The sequence below is a fragment of the Bacillus cereus group sp. RP32 genome, assembly GCF_040459735.1.
GTDB classification, from domain to species: domain Bacteria; phylum Bacillota; class Bacilli; order Bacillales; family Bacillaceae_G; genus Bacillus_A; species Bacillus_A wiedmannii.
In genome coordinates this window covers 1,013,827-1,032,260 of the sequence record NZ_JARVHO010000001.1, presented here as the reverse complement: position 1 = coordinate 1,032,260, position 18,434 = coordinate 1,013,827, and the positions used below count along the sequence as shown (strand labels likewise).

The window sequence follows — 18,434 nt, the reverse complement described above, 5'->3', positions numbered from 1 at the left end:
TCATGCAGAAATGTTTTCAGCCTAAGACATTTCTTCTCTTTCCATGTGTGTCTCATTTACTCTTCTCTATCAACGGTTATATTCATATGTAAATATAAAATTACTATACGTTTGTTGAGTAGGATTGTCAAGTACTCTAAGAGCGTTCAATCTGCTTCTTTAGACGCTTTACATCTTGAAGAGAAATCCCAAACTCAGAAGCAAGCTCCATTGAAGTATTGTTTTGCTCTTTTGAAATAAAATCATGAAAATTTACGTTAAACAGTTGATTTGCACCATTTGTAACAGAATGCCCTTTTTCATTCATACGCATACGTATATCCCTCACATTCAATATAGATGTTTTACTTTTTATTGTTCCATATTGATGAAAGAGTTATACATAACTGAAACGGCTATTGATTCCAAATAAAGTGAAACTTTAATGAATAGGGGTTTTGTCCATCCCCCACTCATTATTAGCCCTCACTAATCAGGCTTTTACGGGCAGTTGACCTCCCACAAATAGCAGGATAAATGAACAAAACATACAACAATGTATAAACAAGAGAGGATTATATAATCCCCTCTTGTTAAGCAACACTATTTACTATCCACAATTAAGGTCACCGGACCATCATTGACTAAAGAAACATCCATCATTGCTCCGAACTTCCCTGTTTCTACATGCAATCCTTGCTTACGAACTTCCTCATTAAAGAAATCATATAAACGCTCTGCATAATCAGGTTTGGCAGCATCCATAAAGTTGGGACGTCTTCCCTTACGGCAATCTCCGTATAATGTGAATTGCGAAATTGATAGAACTTGTCCTTCTACATCAAGTACAGAATGGTTCATCTTTCCACTCTCATCTTCAAAAATACGTAAGTTCGCAATTTTTTCTGCAATGTAAGTTGCATCTTTTTCTGTATCTTCATGCGTAATGCCAACTAGTAATGTTAAACCGAACGGAATTTGTCCTACGATCTCACCGTCTACTGTGACAGACGCTTCTTTTGATCGTTGTAAAACAACTCTCATCTTTTCTACACTCCCTATTAATGCATCATGCGTCGTACTGCATAAATTTCTGGAACACGTTTAATGCGTTCTACTACTTTTTTCAAGTGCTGTAAGTTACGAATAGAGATTGACATATTAATTGTCGCCATCTTATTACGGTCACTTCTACCAGAAACTGCCGAAATATACGTTTTCGTCTCTGTAACAGCTTGTAATACTTCATTTAATAAGCCACGGCGATCGTAACCTGAAATTTCAATATCAACGTTATACTCAATTTCTTTTTCAGGACTACCTTCCCACTCTACTTCCAATAAACGTTCTATAGCTTCTTCTGTATGAACATTTACACAATCACGGCGGTGAATCGATACACCTCGACCTTTCGTAATATACCCAACGATATCATCACCTGGAACCGGGTTACAGCATTTTGATAAACGAATTAATAAATTATCCGCACCACTTACTTTAACGCCAGAATCCCATTTTCGAATTTTCATCGGTTTACGAACTTCTTTAACTTCAACGATTTCTTCTTCTTCACGTTGCTTACGGAATTTGTCCGTTAGTCGCGTAACAATTTGCGACGCTGTAATCCCGCTATATCCAACTGCTGCAAACATATCTTCTTCATTTGCAAAATTGAACTTCTCAGCAACACGTTTTAAATTGTCAGGAGCTAACACTTCTTTCATCTCATACTCTAGGCTACGCACTTCTTTCTCAACAAGTTCACGGCCTTTTTCAATATTTTCATCTCTACGTTGCTTCTTAAAGAATTGACGTATTTTGTTTTTCGCATGAGATGTTTGAGCAAGTTTCACCCAGTCTTGACTTGGCCCATACGAATGTTTCGATGTTAAAATTTCAATGATGTCACCAGTTTTTAATTTATAATCAAGCGTCACCATTTTGCCGTTTACTTTTGCACCAATTGTTTTATTTCCAATCTCCGAATGGACACGATACGAAAAGTCAATCGGAACAGATCCAAGTGGCAATTCCATTACGTCGCCTTTCGGTGTAAAGACGAATACCATGTCAGAGAACAAATCAATTTTTAATGACTCCATAAACTCTTCTGCATTAGAAGCTTCATTTTGCCATTCTAATATTTGACGGAACCAAGTTAGTTTCTTCTCTAATGTACCAGTTGTTTCTGCTGTTTTCCCTTCTTTATACGCCCAGTGTGCCGCGATCCCGAATTCTGCAATCTCATGCATTTCTTTCGTACGAATTTGCACTTCAAGCGGATCACCTTTCGGCCCAATTACAGTCGTATGAAGAGATTGATATAGATTTGCTTTCGGCATTGCAATATAATCTTTAAAACGACCTGGCATTGGCTTCCAGCACGTATGAATAATTCCAAGCACCGCATAACAATCTTTAATACTATTTACTACGACACGTACAGCTAGTAAATCGTAAATTTCATTGAACTGTTTATTTTGCAGTGCCATTTTACGATAAATACTGTAAATATGTTTTGGTCTTCCAGAAATCTCAGGTTGAATTGAAACCTCTTTTAATTTCTCACGAATACCAGTCATTACTTCATCTAAATACTCTTCACGCTCCGCACGTTTACGCTTCATTAAATTTACAATACGATAATATTGTTGCGGATTTAAATAGCGAAGTGACGTATCCTCTAACTCCCATTTAATAGTACTAATTCCGAGTCTATGTGCTAAAGGTGCAAAGATTTCTAACGTTTCATTCGCAATGCGACGCTGCTTCTCTTGAGGCAAATGTTTCAATGTACGCATGTTATGAAGACGATCAGCTAGTTTAATTAAAATAACTCGAATATCTTGAGCCATTGCGATAAACATTTTGCGATGGTTTTCTGCTTGTTGTTGCTCATGAGATTTATATTTAATCTTTCCGAGCTTTGTTACACCATCGACAAGCATAGCAATTTCTTTATTAAATTCCCGTTCGATATCTTCTAATGTAATCTCTGTATCTTCCACTACATCATGTAAGAAACCTGCTGATACTGTAGCTGGGTCCATGTGTAAATCAACTAAAATACCTGCAACTTGAATTGGATGAATAATGTACGGTTCACCCGATTTTCTATATTGTTCACTATGCGCATCACGTGCATATTCATAGGCACGCGCCACTAGCTCAATATCTTCATCCACTAAATATTGACTTGCTTTCTCGAGTACCTGTTCAGCTGTTAGTACCTGCTCATTTGCCATCGAATCACCTTTTATTGAAAATTGACTTTATCTTAATTAAATAGAATAAATTATATTCTATCATTATAACCTAATGATTGTGAATTGTGAAAAGGAAAAGATTTTACTGACATTTTACATTATTTTTTTGTGCAATTATACAAAAGTACCCGCTCCTCTCCAAGAGATTCACGGGTACTTTTTATCACCGTAGTTTTACCTATATAGTGATTAGTATTTTTCTAATACTAATACATCGTAACCATCTAACATTTTACGACCATCTAAGTAAGTAAGCTCTACTAAGAATGCAATTCCTGCTACAACTCCGCCAAGTTCTTCAACTAGCTTAATTGTCGCTTCAATTGTTCCACCTGTAGCTAATAGATCATCTGTAATTAATACGCGTTGACCTGGCTTAATTGCATCTTTATGGATTGTTAAAACATCTTTACCATATTCTTTACCGTAGTCAACTGTAATTACTTCACGTGGTAATTTCCCTAATTTACGAACTGGTGCAAAACCTACTTCTAACGCATAAGAAACTGGGCAACCGATAATAAAGCCACGTGCTTCTGGCCCTACTACAACGTCAATGTCTCTTTTCTTTGCATACTCAACGATTGCATCTGTTGCTGCTTTGTATGCTTTACCGTCGTTCATTAACGGTGTAATGTCTTTAAATACAATACCTTCTTTTGGATAATCCGGTACAATTGCGATATGTTGCTTGAAATCCATATTTCTGAATCCTCCTCAGATCTAAAAGGTTTGTAAATACAAATCCTTTACCCTAACTGTTCTACTTCTTTATGATTACGAATCGTTTCAAACCATGTATATAGTTGTTGATATGTGCTATAAACCAATTCTTTTTCTAATTGTAAGTGGTTCATTTTCTCACGATATGTGCTCGATTCAATTAAATCACGCTTTTGTTTTTTGTCTGCCATAAAAATGACGCCATCTTTTATTGTAACAAATTCTAACTCAAAAAACACCTGTGTCATGAAATTTACTGTATCTTTTGACCAACCTTTATGTCGACATAGTTGTTCTCCATATTGTCTTAAAGAAAATGGTGCTTTTTGGCTCAAGAACGAATAGTACCATTTAAAATGTTCCCTCGTTGGAACAGTACTAAATAAATGATTATTCTCTTGATAAAATAGCGTATAAATTCGCGACGGGAACCCGACTTTAAATAAATCTCGTAATTCATCTGTTCCTTTTGGCAAATCAAGTAACACGATGTATTGATTGTCTAAATGAGTTACTTCTGATGCATGCATAATATGCTCTTTATAGTCTTCTAAAGAAAATTTATTCAATACCTCTTCAGAAAAATACACCATCGTTATTTTTTCTTTCGGAAGTTCTTCTACATTCGCTTCTACGTTACGCATACTACGCCAATCAAATAATTGCCACGCCTCTACAGCAATATCTTGCACCATTAATTGCGGCTTCTTAAAATTATTCCATTCATTGATAGATGCTTCCCCTATTACAGATACCTTTGCAACTGGAGAAATTTCTTTCGCATACGCACCAAAGCCAAATCCGATTGTATCCAGTGTCGCTTGTCCATCGCGAAGAGCCATTTTCAAATGTGAACCGTCTGATCCGATTGCACGAATACTTTCTAGCTCTGCATCCTTCACTGCAATACGCGGTTTTGGATTTCCAACACCAAATGGCGCTAACTTTTGCATGTCTTCAATTGCTGCCAGTGTTACATCGTCCACTTTACAAAAGACATCAACAGCTGTAATCGGAATAAAATCTTCTTCTGTTAAAATTACCTCTGCTTGTTCATTTAAGCGGCGGCGCAATTCATCTACATCATTCATATGTAGCGTCATTCCCGCTGCCATCGGATGCCCTCCGAAGTGTGGCAATAACTTTCTACAATCTGACAAGTTTGCAAACAAATCAAATCCTGCAATACTACGTGCTGAACCTTTTGCTGTTTCTTTTACAGGATCAATGCATAATACAATCGTTGGACGATAAAAACGTTCAACTAATTTAGATGCGACAATTCCAATTACACCTGGATTCCAGCCTTCTTTTGCCAGTACTAGTACTTTATTGTCTTCTGGCGGGAAATTATTTTCCACTTCAGCGATAGCTTCTTCTGTAATTTGCTTTACAATATCTTTTCGCAGTTTGTTCAGCTCATCAATTTCTTCAGCTAGCTCTTTCGCTTCTTCTGGATCATCTGATAATAAAAGATGTACAGCCGGCGTAGCATCTTCTAAACGGCCAACTGCATTAATACGTGGTGCGAGTGAGAATCCAATGCTCTCTTCTGTAATTTCACTTTGCGAAACGTTAGCAACTTTAAATAGCGCCTTTAGTCCGATATTTTTCGTCATGCGCATATGTTTTAAACCGCGCTTCACTAGCAATCTATTCTCACCATGAAGTGACACTAAATCGGCTACTGTACCAATTACTGCAATTTCTAATAAATGTTCTGGTACACGACCTAGTAGTGCATGTGCAACTTTAAATGCAACACCTACACCAGCTAAATAGTGAAACGGATATACACCGCCATCTAATTTCGGATGAATAATCGCAAGTGCTTCTGGCAATTCTGGTGGTGGCTCATGGTGATCTGTAATAATAAGATCTATTCCAAGCTCCTTCGCTACCTTCGCTTCATGTACTGCTGCGATACCAGTATCGACAGTAATAATTAGTGAGAATCCTGCGCTATGCGCCCAACGAAATGCTTCTTCGTTTGGTCCATAACCTTCTGTGAAACGGTTTGGGATATAAAATTCTACATTTGCACCTAATTCTTGCAAAGCAAGATATAACACAGTCGTACTACTTACTCCGTCCGCATCGTAGTCACCAAATATTAATATTTGCTCTCCATTTTGAATCGCCTTATTTACACGTTCTACCGTTCTATCCATTCCTTCTAATAAAAATGGATCATGAAATTCTTGATTTTCTGTATTTAAAAAATCTAAAATCTTATCTTCTGTATCTAGTCCTCTACCGAGGAATAATGAAACGACAAGTGGTGATAATTTTAATTTACTTGCTAATTCACTCACTCGCTCGTCATTATATTCTTTTTCTTTCCAACGCGTCTTCGGTTGTAACACGAAATCACCCCTTAACCTGTTCATTATACAAGACAGATTAAGGGGTGACAATATAATGCAAACTACGCTGCAATATCTATATACCAAAATGTTAATAATGTTTAATTTGGAGAATACGGATTTATATGTACAAACACATTTTGTACGTTATCTTGTTCCATAAGCGTTTCTTTCACATGCTTTCCAATGCGGTGCCCTTCTTCTACAGTAATGTATGGATCTACAGAAACTTTAATATCAACAATAACGTAATGACCATGCTCCCTTGCATATAAAGAACCGATTTTTTTCACACCATCTATTTGAAGTACTGCTTCTCTAAGCGGAACAACATCTTCCTCATGAAGAACATGATCAAGCGTTGCATGAATTGCTTCTGCCCCAATACTCCATGCCATTTTTGCAACAAGAAGTGAAACAAATAATCCTGCAATTGGATCGGCATATACAAGCCAATCTACCCCGAACTTACCACCCATAATCGCTGCACAAATACCAATTAAAGCTGCAATTGAAGAAAATACATCCGAACGATGTTCATATGCATTTGCAATAATTGCATCACTATTTACCCTCTTCCCTAATCGGAATTTATATTGAAACATTCCTTCTTTCACGATAATTGAAAGAACAACAGCAAAAATCGTAATTCCCTTCGGTGGTTCTAGTTCCTGCGAAAAAGCTTTTATAGATGAAATCGCTATCTCGATTCCCACAATAAATAATAAAACTGCAACAATAATCGCTGAAATCGATTCCGCTTTACCATGACCATACGGATGATCTTCATCGGGCGGCTGCTTTGCTGCTCGCAATCCAAACAGTACAGCTAGCGAACCAATTACATCTGATGCAGAATGCACAGCATCCGCTAATAACGCTTTACTGTTCCCAATATAACCAATTACCGCCTTTACAATCGCTAATATAATATTACCAACGATCCCGACAATAGCACCAAACTCGGCCTGTTTAAAACGTTCATCTTTTTCCATAATTAAAATCCCTTCTTTTCTTAACCTATCTTTTTATTGTAACAAAAACAGCGATAACACCACCACTTTCTTCCATCTTCCTTCTGTTAAAAAGTTGCTATCTTATTGTATCCACAAACGAAAAAAGAGATGCCTCATAATAATCTGTACCCTTTGTAAAGGACATTTTGAAAAAAGTTAGGCAACATCAAGAAGATGATTTCTGTATCCAACAGGAGTCATCTTTTTTAAATTCCATTGATATCTATAGTGATTATAGTACGTCATATATTTCTTAATCTCTTGTTTCAACTCAGTAAAAGACTCGCAAGGTTTTATATGTGCTTCATCTTTCAGATGACCAAAAAATGATTCTTGTGGAGCGTTATCCCAACAGTTCCCTCTTCTTGACATAGATTGTCCGAGCTTTAGCTTTTTGACTAATTTTTGGTAGGTAGGGCTTGTGTAGTGGGCTCCTTGATCTGAATGAATATATGCGCCTTCAGTCAATGGAATCCTCTTATTCCGTTTTAGTTTATGAAGAGTTGTTGTTACGAGGTCTAATGTCATCTGTTCTGAAACATGGTAAGCTAAAATTTCATTGGTTGAGCCATCTAAAATTGTAGATAAATAAGCTCTTTTATTCTTACCGTAAATTAAATAAGTGATATCTGTAAGAAGCGTTTTTCCTGGGATATTTTGTTTAAATTCTCGATTTAATTGATTCGGCACTACTCGATGTTCTTTTGAAGCTTTCAGCATTCTTTTATAAGGATTTGCTTTCCGAATCGGACAGACAATCTCATATTTTTTCATGATTCTACGGATACGCTTTAAATTGTAGACAACTTGAAAATGACCCACCAATGTCATTTTTATTTGACGAGCCCCTTTCTTTCGATTTCTAAATCGAAGTGCTTTTAATATGATTTCTTTCACGATTTCATCTTGATTGTTCTTTTGTTTCCGTTGTTCTTGAGATGAAATGGAAAAATAATTATAGTATCCCGAACGGGATACACCAGCTACTTTACACAAATAACTCACCATATTTCTTAAGTTATATTTTATGATAACAGAACGAATCAGGATATATTTCTGACTAGGTGATAACGTTATTTCCTTCTCATCCTCCCTTCCATAAGTTTGATCTTTTTTAACAATTCATTTTCTGCCTTTAGTAAGTTCCGTTCGGCTTCTAAACGAGCATACTTCTCTTCTAACGTAAGCTCTCTCTCAAGAGTTCTTCCCGCGTTTTCGGTGCGTGTATCTCGCAAACCAAATACACCATTTTTTCTGTAAGCAGCACGCCATCTACTTCCTGATGACATAATTCGTTTCATTCCAATTATATCTATATCAAAACCACATTCTTCAAAAATATTTCGAGGTAGTTTTCCTTTCTCATTTTCCTCAATAAAAATACGCTTAAATTCATCTGTATAAGTGATACCTTTCTGACTTACAGATTTTATGTAGGGGTTATTTGATAGAATTTGAATGTCTCTTTCCGTAAATAGCTTTTTTGTCATTTTGAACTTTCTCCGATCCCAATTTTCTCTCATTATACAAGAAATACCCTATAGAATAGACTTTTTTTCAGTGTCTATTCTATAGGGTACATTTTATAAAGAGACATCATCTTTTTTATACTTGCGGTTCAGATTCTACTTTCTCAACCTTCTTCTTGTTTTTGCCCTTTTTCAAACGACGGTTTTCAAGCATTAACCAAATTTGAGAAGCAACGAAAATAGAAGAGTACGTACCCACAACTAATCCAATTAATAATGCAAGTGAGAAGTTACGCAGTGATTCACTACCGAAAATAAGTAGCGCAATTACTGGGAACAGAACTGTTAACACAGTATTAATTGAACGACCAATTGTTTGACGAATACTTGAGTTTACGATTTCTTCTAAATCTTTTATATCGCGAACTCGTTTTTTCTGTTTGTATAACTCACGGTTTCTATCAAATGTAACGATTGAATCATTGATAGAGTAACCAATAATTGTTAATACTGCAGCGATAAACGTTAAGTCTACCTCTATCTGGAAAAGACTAAACATAACAATCATAACGAATGCATCATGTAATAATGCGATTACTGCAGATACTGCGTAAGTAAGACGGAAACGAATACTTACATATAAAACGATTACTGCAGAAGCAATTAATACTGCGATAAATGCATTTCTCGCAATTTCTTTCCCAATTGTCGGCGAAACTGTACTTACGTTTGGATCTGTACCATATTTATCGTGGAAGAATGTTTTTGTTTTCGCAATTTCATCTTTTGATAGAACACCTAATGTACGAACTGCGAAACCTTTATTGTCATCTCCAGTTGGTACAATATTTTCTTCCTTTACATCAATGTTCAATTCTTTAAAATCTTTATGAACATCAGACACAGTAACTGCTTGTTTTGATTGCAAGTCGATACGTGTACCACTTGCAAAATCAATACCAAGGTTCATTTTGAAAATCGGTAATATAATTGCCCCAGCAATTACGACTACAATTGAGAATAAGAAGAATTTATGACCGATATTTACGAAGTTAATACGATCAAATTTCGTTGGTGGATGTACTACACCTTTTGTTAATGGAATAATATCCTTTTGTTTCACACCAAAATATCCTGGTTTTTTATCGAAATAACGGCTCTTTACAAGTAAACTTAGTAAGAAACGTGTACCGAATACGTTCGTAACGAAACCAACTAAAATACTTACGATTAAACTTGTTGCGAAACCTTTTACAGAGCTATTACCATAAGCGAATAATACACCAGCTGCCGCAATTGTTGTAATATTGGCATCTAAAATTGTCGCTAATGAACGATGGTTACCCGCACGGAATGCTGACATCATGGACTTACCAATTTTCAGCTCTTCTTTCAGTCTCTCGTACGTAATAATATTCGCATCAACTGCGATACCTACCCCGAGCACTAACGCCGCAATACCTGGCAACGTAAGCACTGCATGCATCCAGTTAAAGACAAGTAATGTAACGAAAATGTATAAGCCTAACATAATAACCGCTACAAGTCCTGGTAAACGGTAGAATACAAGCATAAATAAGAAGATAATAGCAATACCGATTGCACTAGCGAAAATCGTTTGCTCTAATGCTTGTTGACCAAATTTCGCTCCAACTGATGTTGAATACATTTCTTTTAAATCAACAGGAAGTGCACCTGCATTTAATAAAGATGAAAGTTGCTTCGCACTTTCAACTGTGAAGTTTCCACCTACGATAGATACTTCAGCTTGATTAAACACTTGGCTTACTGTTGCTGCTGATAAGAACTTCGGATTCGGTTTTGCAGATTCTGCTTTATACGAATCTTTTCCTTCTTCAAAATCAAGCCAAATTACCATTAAATTCGTTGGTGGTGGCATTTTTGAAATTTTTTCAGTTACTTCACGGAATTTATCAGCGTTTTTTAGTGTAAGACCTACGCTCGCACGGCCTTGTTCATCAAATGTTTGCTTCGCTCCGCCGCCTTTTAAATCCGTTCCGTCCATAAGAAGATTATCATCCACATCACGGAATGTTAATTTCGCTTGTGTTGATAACATTTCACGTGCTTTTTGCTGATCTTGTACACCAGCAAGCTGTACGCGAATTCGATCTTGTCCTTCAATTTGAATGTTCGGCTCACTTACACCGAGAACATTGACACGATTTTCAAGAGCACCTACTGTACTTACAAGTGCCTCTCGGTCGATTTTATCACCTTTTTTGGCTGGTTTTACTTCATAAAGAATTTCAAAACCACCGCGAAGGTCTAGTCCTAGACTAATTCCTTTTGCTATGTCTTTTCCTGCCGCACCAATTACTCCACCGATTAATAAAACGATGAAGAAAAAGGCGGCAATTCTCGTACCACGCTTTGCCATATGTACCCTCTTTCTGCTACTAACACTTTAAATAAATCCCTTACGATTTACTTTTACACGTGTGCATACGCCTAGTTAGTAGACTTCCTTTCTATAATTTTGCTAGTTCATCACTAGCTGTGTCGGTAAGTTTTTCACAATACCTACACTTTCATTATTTATTTTTTCTCTTCACTACCCCCTTTATATATAATCTTAGACATAATTATTTCCTCATTATCAATACCTATCATTATACTGCAAAAGGAAGAACAAACCAATTGCAGTCGGTTATTTATTTTCATATTCATCAAATGACCAAAGTGGCGCTTGATATGCTTCAACAGTTAAATAATTCATATATTCATTAGTACTTACTCTTAATACATCATTTACTAATTCATACAATCTAACATCACCGTTTATTTTTTTCCACTTCTTCACTTTAAGAAACTTCCAAATATCATCATCTGTTACTCGGTCATAACCGAACATGTGAAACTCTTCTACTTTGCTTTCTAAAACGACTTGTAACTGTCCGCGGTATGATTCTACCAAAGCCTCTTTTTCTAACATACATAAACATCTCCTTCTTATTTCAGCACGAAAAGTCGCTTTTAATCCCGCTCTAATGGACAGCAATAACTACTTTCAAGAGCACTCTCATACTTCACTCTCTCAAATGCTTGTCATTCTTGTCTCATACGTGCATATAAATTATTGTAAATCATTCCACTGATTTTGAGAAGGTAGGAGAAGACCATGACGAGACAAAGCTTTTTAAAAGGCGCATTTATTTTAATGATAGCCGGCTTTATTACCAAAATCCTTGGATTTATTAACCGGATTGTAATGGCACGTATTTTAGGGGAAGAAGGTGTTGGCCTTTATATGATGGCCGTTCCTACATTCATTCTAGCAATTACATTAACACAAATCGGCCTTCCTGTCGCAATCGCAAAATTTGTAGCAGAAGCGGAAGCTGTGAACGATAAACAAAGGGTTAAAAAAATATTAACAGTATCATTAGCTGTTACATCCGTTATTAGTATCATTTTAACAATCGGAATTATGCTCCTCACACCTATTTTAGCAAAAACATTATTAACTGATGAACGAACGTACTATCCATTAATGGCCATTTTGCCTGTCGTTCCTGTTATTGCTGTTTCTTCTGTTTTACGCGGTTATTTCCAAGGGAAACAAAATATGAAACCTAGCGCTTATGCTCAAGTTATAGAACAAGTTGTCCGCATTACAATTATCGCTATATGCATTCAGTTATTTTTACCTTACGGCGTAGAATATGCTGCAGCTGGCGCTATGTTATCAGCCGTTCTCGGTGAAGTTGCATCGTTATTATTTTTACTCACTTTATTCCAGCGCGAAAAACATTTATCTATACGCTCTGGATTTTTCACTACTGTAAAGGAGAGCAAGGGTACATTTTATTCTCTTATGGATATTGCGCTTCCAACTACAGGAAGTCGTTTAATCGGTTCCGTTTCATATTTTTTTGAACCTATCGTTGTTATGCAAAGCTTAGCGATTGCCGGAGTTGCTGCCTCTGTCGCAACCCAGCAATACGGTATATTAAACGGTTATGCATTCCCACTTCTATCACTGCCAGCCTTTATTACATACGCTCTTTCTACAGCACTCGTTCCATCTATTAGTGAAGCGATGGCTAAAAGACAGCATAAATTAGTGGAACACCGCCTACAACAAGCTCTTCGGATCTCATTAATTACTGGTGGGTGGTCAGTCGTTATATTATACGTATTCGCTTCTCCTATTTTAACTCTTATGTATGGATCGGATAGCGCAACAGCATTCATCCAGCTTCTTGCACCTTGCTTTTTATTTCATTACTTTCAAAGTCCACTTACCTCTGTTTTACAAGCTTTAAACTTAGCAAGAGCTGCAATGATGAATACATTTATTGGTGCCATCGTGAAATTAATCGTTATTTTTGTACTAGCTTCAAGACCAGATTTTCAAATGATGGGGGTTGCCCTTGCAATTGCAGCAAATATAGTGACGGTAACATTCCTTCATTACGCTACTGTTTTAAAGAAAATTACATTTACCATTTACGCAAAAGACTACATTTTTGGCGGACTTGCTATCGGTATTGCAGGTGCTTTCGGTTTTTACCTTCATAAATATATAATTTTCTCTCATTCACTCGGCGTACAAACATTATCGGAAATCACTTTAACAACAATCGTTTATATTATCCTCCTCTTCACTTTCAAACTCATTCGAAAAGAAGAGTTAAGTCGACTTCCAATCATTCGAAAACTTTCATTTTTGAAGTAAACGGGCTTACTATTTCATATAGTAAGCCTCTAGTTTTCTTTCAAATCAACAAAAAATTGTCCGTTTTGAAAGCTGCAGTATAAAATTTGTGTGATATCGTTATAACCTAAGTTTTTTAATTTTCCAATGAGCCATTCGTCTGTATGTTCAATCATTTGTAAATGATTCAATTGAATTTCTCCATCAATAATAAGAGGAAGAGTAAACTGCAATGTATCCTGTTTACCTTTTTGTTTTTGAAAGACAGATAACTTCCCAGATGGTTCTAAAATAGCGTATTCTACATCTCGGATATCTCCAACTCCTTGCTCCCTGAATTGCATCAATAAATCATCTATATTATAACGCTGCTTTCTCATCTTCTTTTCATCAATTTTCCCCGCATTTACAAGAATAGCCGGCTCACCTTCTATTAAATGCCGAAATCGTTGAAACTTTAATGAAATGACTGACAAAATAATCTGTATACACATAAGAAAAGTCATCGGAACTAATTGGTGCCAGAGTGATTTATCGGTATTTTCAATTGCGACTACAGCCATTTCCCCAAGCATAATGAATACGACTAAATCTAATACACTTAACTCTCCAATTTCACGTTTACCCATAAGACGAAAAATAATTAATATGATGATATACAAAAGCATCGTCCGGCCAATGATTGATACCCATTCCATTTCTACATCTTCTTTTTTACATACAGACTCCCCTATAAAAAATAAACTAGTCTAACTTGGGCAAAAAGAAAATATGCTTGTATTAAAAAGGGGGAATGTATAAATGGATGGAACGAAAAAATTATCAACCGCAATCGGCTTTGGTATCATTACCTTATTAATTTTTGCATCAATTATTAGCATGGTTATGGCTCTTTTATTAAAGTTTACAGATATGACTGAAGAGACATTAGCCGTTACTATTTTTATACTAGCTCTTTTATCTATGCTTATATCCGGATTTACTGCCGGCAAAAAAGCACAAGGGAAAGGTTGGCTAGTAGGTTTCACAACAGGTCTTACATTCGCTATACTTGTTTTTCTAGTTAACTATTTAGGCTTCTCTCAAACTTTATCGAACTCTCAGTTACTTTATCAATTAGCATTAATGGGCGCGAGTACACTCGGTGGTATTTTCGGGGTAAATATGTCAAAACAAAATAACTAAAAAAGGCCCTGCACATTTCATGCAGGGCCTTCCTCATTAGTTTTTCACAACTTCACGAATCGCATTACGATCGAAAGTTAAGTGTGAACCACCAGATTTAATAACGATTTTCGTCTCATCTACTGATTCAATCGTACCGTGTAAACCACCGATTGTTACGATAGCATCACCTTTTGCTAACTCATTTTGCATTTGAGCAACTGCTTTTTGACGCTTTTGTTGCGGGCGAATTAATAAGAAATAGAAAATCGCAAACATCGCAACGATCATAACGATATTCATCATACCTGGATTCATCTTTTGTTCCTCCTTTTAAATTATGTATTAGAAGTTTTTAGCATTCGGTTTATTAAAGCCATACTGTTCAAAGAATTCTTCGCGGAAATCGCCAAGACGGTCTTCACGAATAGCTTGTCTCACCTGCTCCATTAAGTTTAACAGAAAATGAAGGTTGTGATAAGACGTTAAACGAATTCCAAACGTTTCATCACATTTCATTAAGTGACGAATGTACGCACGAGAGTAATTTTTACATGTATAGCAATCACAGTTTGGATCAAGTGGACCGAAGTCTCTTGCAAATTTCGCATTTTTTACAACTAGACGACCTTCACTTGTCATACACGTACCATTTCGAGCGATACGAGTTGGAAGTACGCAGTCAAACATATCAACTCCGCGAATTGCACCATCAATTAATGAGTCAGGAGAACCCACTCCCATTAAGTAACGTGGCTTATTATCTGGAAGAAGTGGTGTTGTAAACTCAAGTACACGGTTCATAATATCTTTCGGTTCCCCAACAGATAAACCACCTATAGCATAACCAGGGAAGTCCATTGAAACAAGGTCTTTCGCACTTTGACGACGAAGCTCTTCGAACTCTCCGCCTTGTACGATACCGAATAAACCTTGATCTTGTGGACGTTCATGTGCTTTTAAGCAACGTTCTGCCCAGCGGCTTGTACGTTCTACAGATTTCTTCATATATTCAAAAGTAGCCGGGAAAGGTGGACACTCATCAAATGCCATCATAATATCCGATCCTAATGCATTTTGAATTTCCATCGCTTTTTCTGGTGATAAGAATAATTTATCTCCATTTAAGTGGTTACGGAAGTGAACGCCTTCCTCTTCAATACGACGGAAGTCACTTAAACTGAATACTTGGAAACCACCAGAGTCCGTTAAGATCGCACGATCCCAGTTCATAAATTTATGCAAACCACCTGCTTCACGAATAATTTCGTGACCTGGGCGTAGCCATAAATGATACGTATTACTTAAAATAATGCCAGAATCCATTGCTTTTAATTCTTCTGGTGACATTGTCTTAACTGTTGCAAGTGTACCAACTGGCATAAATGTTGGTGTATCAAATGAACCGTGCGGCGTATGTACACGTCCTAAACGGGCACCTGTTTGTTTACAAGTTTTAATAAATTCATAACGAATTGCTGTCATAATTTACTCCTTTTATTTGTTTCCCATTTTAGCGTGAGATGCAACGAACATTGCATCACCGAAGCTAAAGAAACGATATTTTTCTTTTACTGCTTCATTATAAGCATGAAGTACATTATCTCTATTTGCAAATGCACTTACAAGCATAATTAATGTTGATTTCGGTAAATGGAAGTTTGTAATTAAACCATCAATTGCTTTAAATTCATAGCCTGGATACATAAAGATGTCTGTCCAGCCAGAAGCAGCACAAAGCTTGCCGTCATGATCTGTCGCAATTGTTTCTAACGTACGAGTTGATGTCGTACCTACAGTAATAATACGTCCACCATTCTCTTTTACACGGTTTAATAATGCCGCTGTCTCTTCAGACATATGGTAATATTCTGCGTGCATATGGTGTTCTTCAATCGTATCGGCAGAAACTGGTCTAAATGTTCCAAGTCCTACATGTAGGGTAATGAACGCTAATTGAACACCTTTTTGTTTTAACTTCTCAAGTAACTCTTCTGTAAAGTGAAGTCCTGCAGTCGGTGCTGCTGCTGAGCCAATTTCTTTCGCATATACCGTTTGATAGCGATCGCGATCTTCTAGCGTCTCTTTAATATATGGAGGAAGTGGCATTTCCCCAAGTTCATCTAAAATTTCATAGAAGATGCCGTCATATGAAAATTCAAGATGACGTCCACCTTGATCTGCAGTTCCTGTGCAAGTTGCTTTTAATTTCCCTTCGCCAAAAGAGATAACAGTTCCTTCTTTTACACGTTTCGCTGGCTTAACAAGTGTTTCCCACTTATCGCCTTCTTCTTGCTTTAGAAGAAGTACTTCAATGTGTGCGCCTGTATCTTCTTTCACACCGTGCAAACGAGCAGGCATTACTTTTGTTTCATTTAAAACTAAGCAATCTCCCTCATGTAAGTAAGAAAGAATGTCCGTAAAATGTTTATGCTCAATATCACCTGTTTCACGGTCTAACACCATTAATCTTGATGTTTCACGATCTTCTAATGGGACTTGTGCAATAAGTTCTTCTGGTAAATGAAAATCAAACAGATTTATATCCATAACTATATCCACCTATTTCTTATTTAAATCGATTTATTATATACATAATAAAAGATAATACAATACTTAACACAATACATGTGATGATAGGAAAATAAAAGGTAACGTTTCCTTTTTTCACAAAAATATCGCCTGGAAGTCTTCCTATGAACTTCCAAGCTAATCCAACAACGATAAGTAAGATACCTGCTGTAATAAGCAATTTTGGCATCTCCGTCATACTTTTGGTATCTCCATTCCGAAATGCTCATAAGCAAGTGGTGTTACAATTCGACCCCTTGGCGTTCGTTGTAAAAAGCCAATTTGTAGTAAATACGGCTCATATACATCTTCAATCGTATGGGATTCTTCTCCAATCGTTGCCGAAACTGTTTCTAATCCAACTGGACCACCACGGAATTTCTCAATAATACCAAGCAATAATTTATGATCAATATGATCTAGACCTAATTTATCTACTTGCAGTAGTTCTAACGCCATTTGTGTAATTTCCATTGTAACCGTTCCGTTACCACGAACTTGTGCGAAATCTCGTACACGTCGTAATAAACGATTCGCAATACGAGGTGTACCACGAGCACGTCTTGCAATTTCTAGTGCGGCTAACGAATCAATTTCAACTTCGAATACTTCTGCTGTACGTTCAACAATCTCAGAAAGCTGATCTACTGTGTAATACTCTAATCTTGAAAGTACACCGAAACGGTCACGAAGCGGCGCTGATAATGCCCCCGCACGGGTCGTTGCTCCAACTAATGTAAATGGCGGTAAATCTAAACGTACAGACCGTGCTGATGGCCCTTTTCCAATTACGATATCAAGGCAAAAATCTTCCATCGCAGGATATAACACTTCTTCAATTGACCTATGCAAACGATGAATTTCATCAATAAATAATACATCACCCGGCTGAAGTGCTGTTAATACAGCTGCTAAATCTCCCGGCCTTTCAATTGCTGGACCTGAAGTTGTTCTAACATTTACGCCCATTTCATTAGCAATAATATTGGCAAGCGTCGTTTTACCAAGTCCTGGTGGTCCATATAGAAGCACATGATCTAACGTTTCTTCACGCATTTTCGCTGCTTCAATAAACACTTCTAAATTATGTTTCGCTTTATCTTGGCCAATATACTGACGGAGCGTCTGTGGCCGTAATGAATATTCTAAATCCGCATCTTCATATGCAGATTCCCCTGAAAGGAGACGTTCGTCCATTA

The 18,434-nt window shown here is 36.8% G+C and carries 17 protein-coding genes and 1 other annotated feature (1 of these 18 running past the window's edge); of the genes, 2 read left to right on the top strand and 15 right to left on the bottom strand.

What is annotated here, in order from left to right; translation table 11 throughout:
* Nucleotides 1–82, bottom strand: a binding site (T-box leader); it reaches 149 nt to the left of the window's first position.
* Nucleotides 83–136: 54 nt separating this feature from the next.
* The 9 genes from QCI46_RS05315 to QCI46_RS05275 form a co-directional block, all read right to left on the bottom strand.
* Nucleotides 137–313 carry a hypothetical protein gene (locus QCI46_RS05315; RefSeq protein WP_001242605.1) on the bottom strand — a complete coding sequence of 59 codons (177 nt, stop codon included), beginning with the start codon at nt 311–313 and terminating at the stop codon, nt 137–139.
* A gap of 269 nt (nt 314–582) precedes the next feature.
* The gene (locus tag QCI46_RS05310; RefSeq protein WP_353839749.1) at nt 583–1,023 is read right to left on the bottom strand and encodes a D-tyrosyl-tRNA(Tyr) deacylase; all 441 of its coding nucleotides are present in this window, start codon (nt 1,021–1,023) and stop codon (nt 583–585) included.
* A 17-nt stretch (nt 1,024–1,040) separates the two neighbouring features.
* A complete protein-coding gene (relA, locus tag QCI46_RS05305) occupies nt 1,041–3,224 on the bottom strand; it encodes a GTP diphosphokinase (protein WP_353839748.1) in 2,184 nt (727 codons plus the stop codon).
* 210 nt (nt 3,225–3,434) lie between these two features.
* Complete coding sequence (locus QCI46_RS05300; protein ID WP_000346221.1) at nt 3,435–3,947, bottom strand: adenine phosphoribosyltransferase; 513 nt, start codon at nt 3,945–3,947, stop codon at nt 3,435–3,437.
* A gap of 47 nt (nt 3,948–3,994) precedes the next feature.
* The gene (gene recJ / locus QCI46_RS05295) at nt 3,995–6,334 is read right to left on the bottom strand and encodes a single-stranded-DNA-specific exonuclease RecJ (protein WP_353839747.1); all 2,340 of its coding nucleotides are present in this window, start codon (nt 6,332–6,334) and stop codon (nt 3,995–3,997) included.
* A 101-nt stretch (nt 6,335–6,435) separates the two neighbouring features.
* Nucleotides 6,436–7,329 (bottom strand): cation diffusion facilitator family transporter, encoded by an 894-nt coding sequence (locus QCI46_RS05290; RefSeq protein ID WP_327958354.1) that lies wholly within the window; start codon nt 7,327–7,329, stop codon nt 6,436–6,438.
* A gap of 177 nt (nt 7,330–7,506) precedes the next feature.
* A protein-coding gene (locus QCI46_RS05285) for an IS3 family transposase (RefSeq protein ID WP_353839582.1) occupies nt 7,507–8,840 on the bottom strand; the annotation gives its coding sequence in 2 pieces (ribosomal slippage) (nt 7,507–8,453 and nt 8,453–8,840; 1,335 coding nt in all).
* A 115-nt stretch (nt 8,841–8,955) separates the two neighbouring features.
* A complete protein-coding gene (gene secDF / locus QCI46_RS05280; protein ID WP_327958352.1) occupies nt 8,956–11,220 on the bottom strand; it encodes a protein translocase subunit SecDF in 2,265 nt (754 codons plus the stop codon).
* 270 nt (nt 11,221–11,490) lie between these two features.
* Entirely contained in the window at nt 11,491–11,775 is a 285-nt protein-coding gene (locus tag QCI46_RS05275) for a post-transcriptional regulator (protein WP_000890214.1), read from the bottom strand.
* 186 nt (nt 11,776–11,961) lie between these two features.
* On the opposite strand from QCI46_RS05275, the gene spoVB reads away from it, so the two are divergent.
* Nucleotides 11,962–13,521 (top strand): stage V sporulation protein B, encoded by a 1,560-nt coding sequence (gene spoVB, locus QCI46_RS05270; RefSeq protein WP_353839746.1) that lies wholly within the window; start codon nt 11,962–11,964, stop codon nt 13,519–13,521.
* A gap of 29 nt (nt 13,522–13,550) precedes the next feature.
* Here the strand turns inward: spoVB and QCI46_RS05265 are convergent, their stop codons facing one another.
* The gene (locus QCI46_RS05265; protein WP_353839745.1) at nt 13,551–14,198 is read right to left on the bottom strand and encodes a DUF421 domain-containing protein; all 648 of its coding nucleotides are present in this window, start codon (nt 14,196–14,198) and stop codon (nt 13,551–13,553) included.
* Nucleotides 14,199–14,301: 103 nt separating this feature from the next.
* Between QCI46_RS05265 and QCI46_RS05260 the strand changes: the two genes are divergently transcribed.
* On the top strand, nt 14,302–14,685 hold the full coding sequence (locus QCI46_RS05260; RefSeq protein WP_000349129.1) for a TIGR04086 family membrane protein: 384 nt from the start codon (nt 14,302–14,304) through the stop codon (nt 14,683–14,685).
* 36 nt (nt 14,686–14,721) lie between these two features.
* Here QCI46_RS05260 and yajC read toward each other — a convergent pair whose 3' ends face one another.
* From yajC to ruvB, 5 genes are read right to left on the bottom strand one after another with little or no spacing between them, the layout of a single operon-like run.
* Entirely contained in the window at nt 14,722–14,982 is a 261-nt protein-coding gene (gene yajC / locus QCI46_RS05255) for a preprotein translocase subunit YajC (protein WP_001068064.1), read from the bottom strand.
* 27 nt (nt 14,983–15,009) lie between these two features.
* A complete protein-coding gene (gene tgt, locus QCI46_RS05250) occupies nt 15,010–16,149 on the bottom strand; it encodes a tRNA guanosine(34) transglycosylase Tgt (RefSeq protein ID WP_000125359.1) in 1,140 nt (379 codons plus the stop codon).
* Nucleotides 16,150–16,161: 12 nt separating this feature from the next.
* Nucleotides 16,162–17,214, bottom strand: a complete 1,053-nt coding sequence (gene queA, locus QCI46_RS05245) for a tRNA preQ1(34) S-adenosylmethionine ribosyltransferase-isomerase QueA (protein ID WP_048565737.1) — start codon at nt 17,212–17,214, stop codon at nt 16,162–16,164.
* Between the two features lie 19 nt (nt 17,215–17,233).
* Nucleotides 17,234–17,434, bottom strand: a complete 201-nt coding sequence (locus tag QCI46_RS05240; protein WP_000138162.1) for a DUF2905 domain-containing protein — start codon at nt 17,432–17,434, stop codon at nt 17,234–17,236.
* Nucleotides 17,431–18,432, bottom strand: coding sequence for a Holliday junction branch migration DNA helicase RuvB (gene ruvB, locus QCI46_RS05235; RefSeq protein WP_353839744.1), 1,002 nt, complete (start codon nt 18,430–18,432; stop codon nt 17,431–17,433). The genes QCI46_RS05240 and ruvB overlap by 4 nt, the downstream gene beginning before the upstream one ends.
* Nucleotides 18,433–18,434 lie beyond the last annotated feature (2 nt).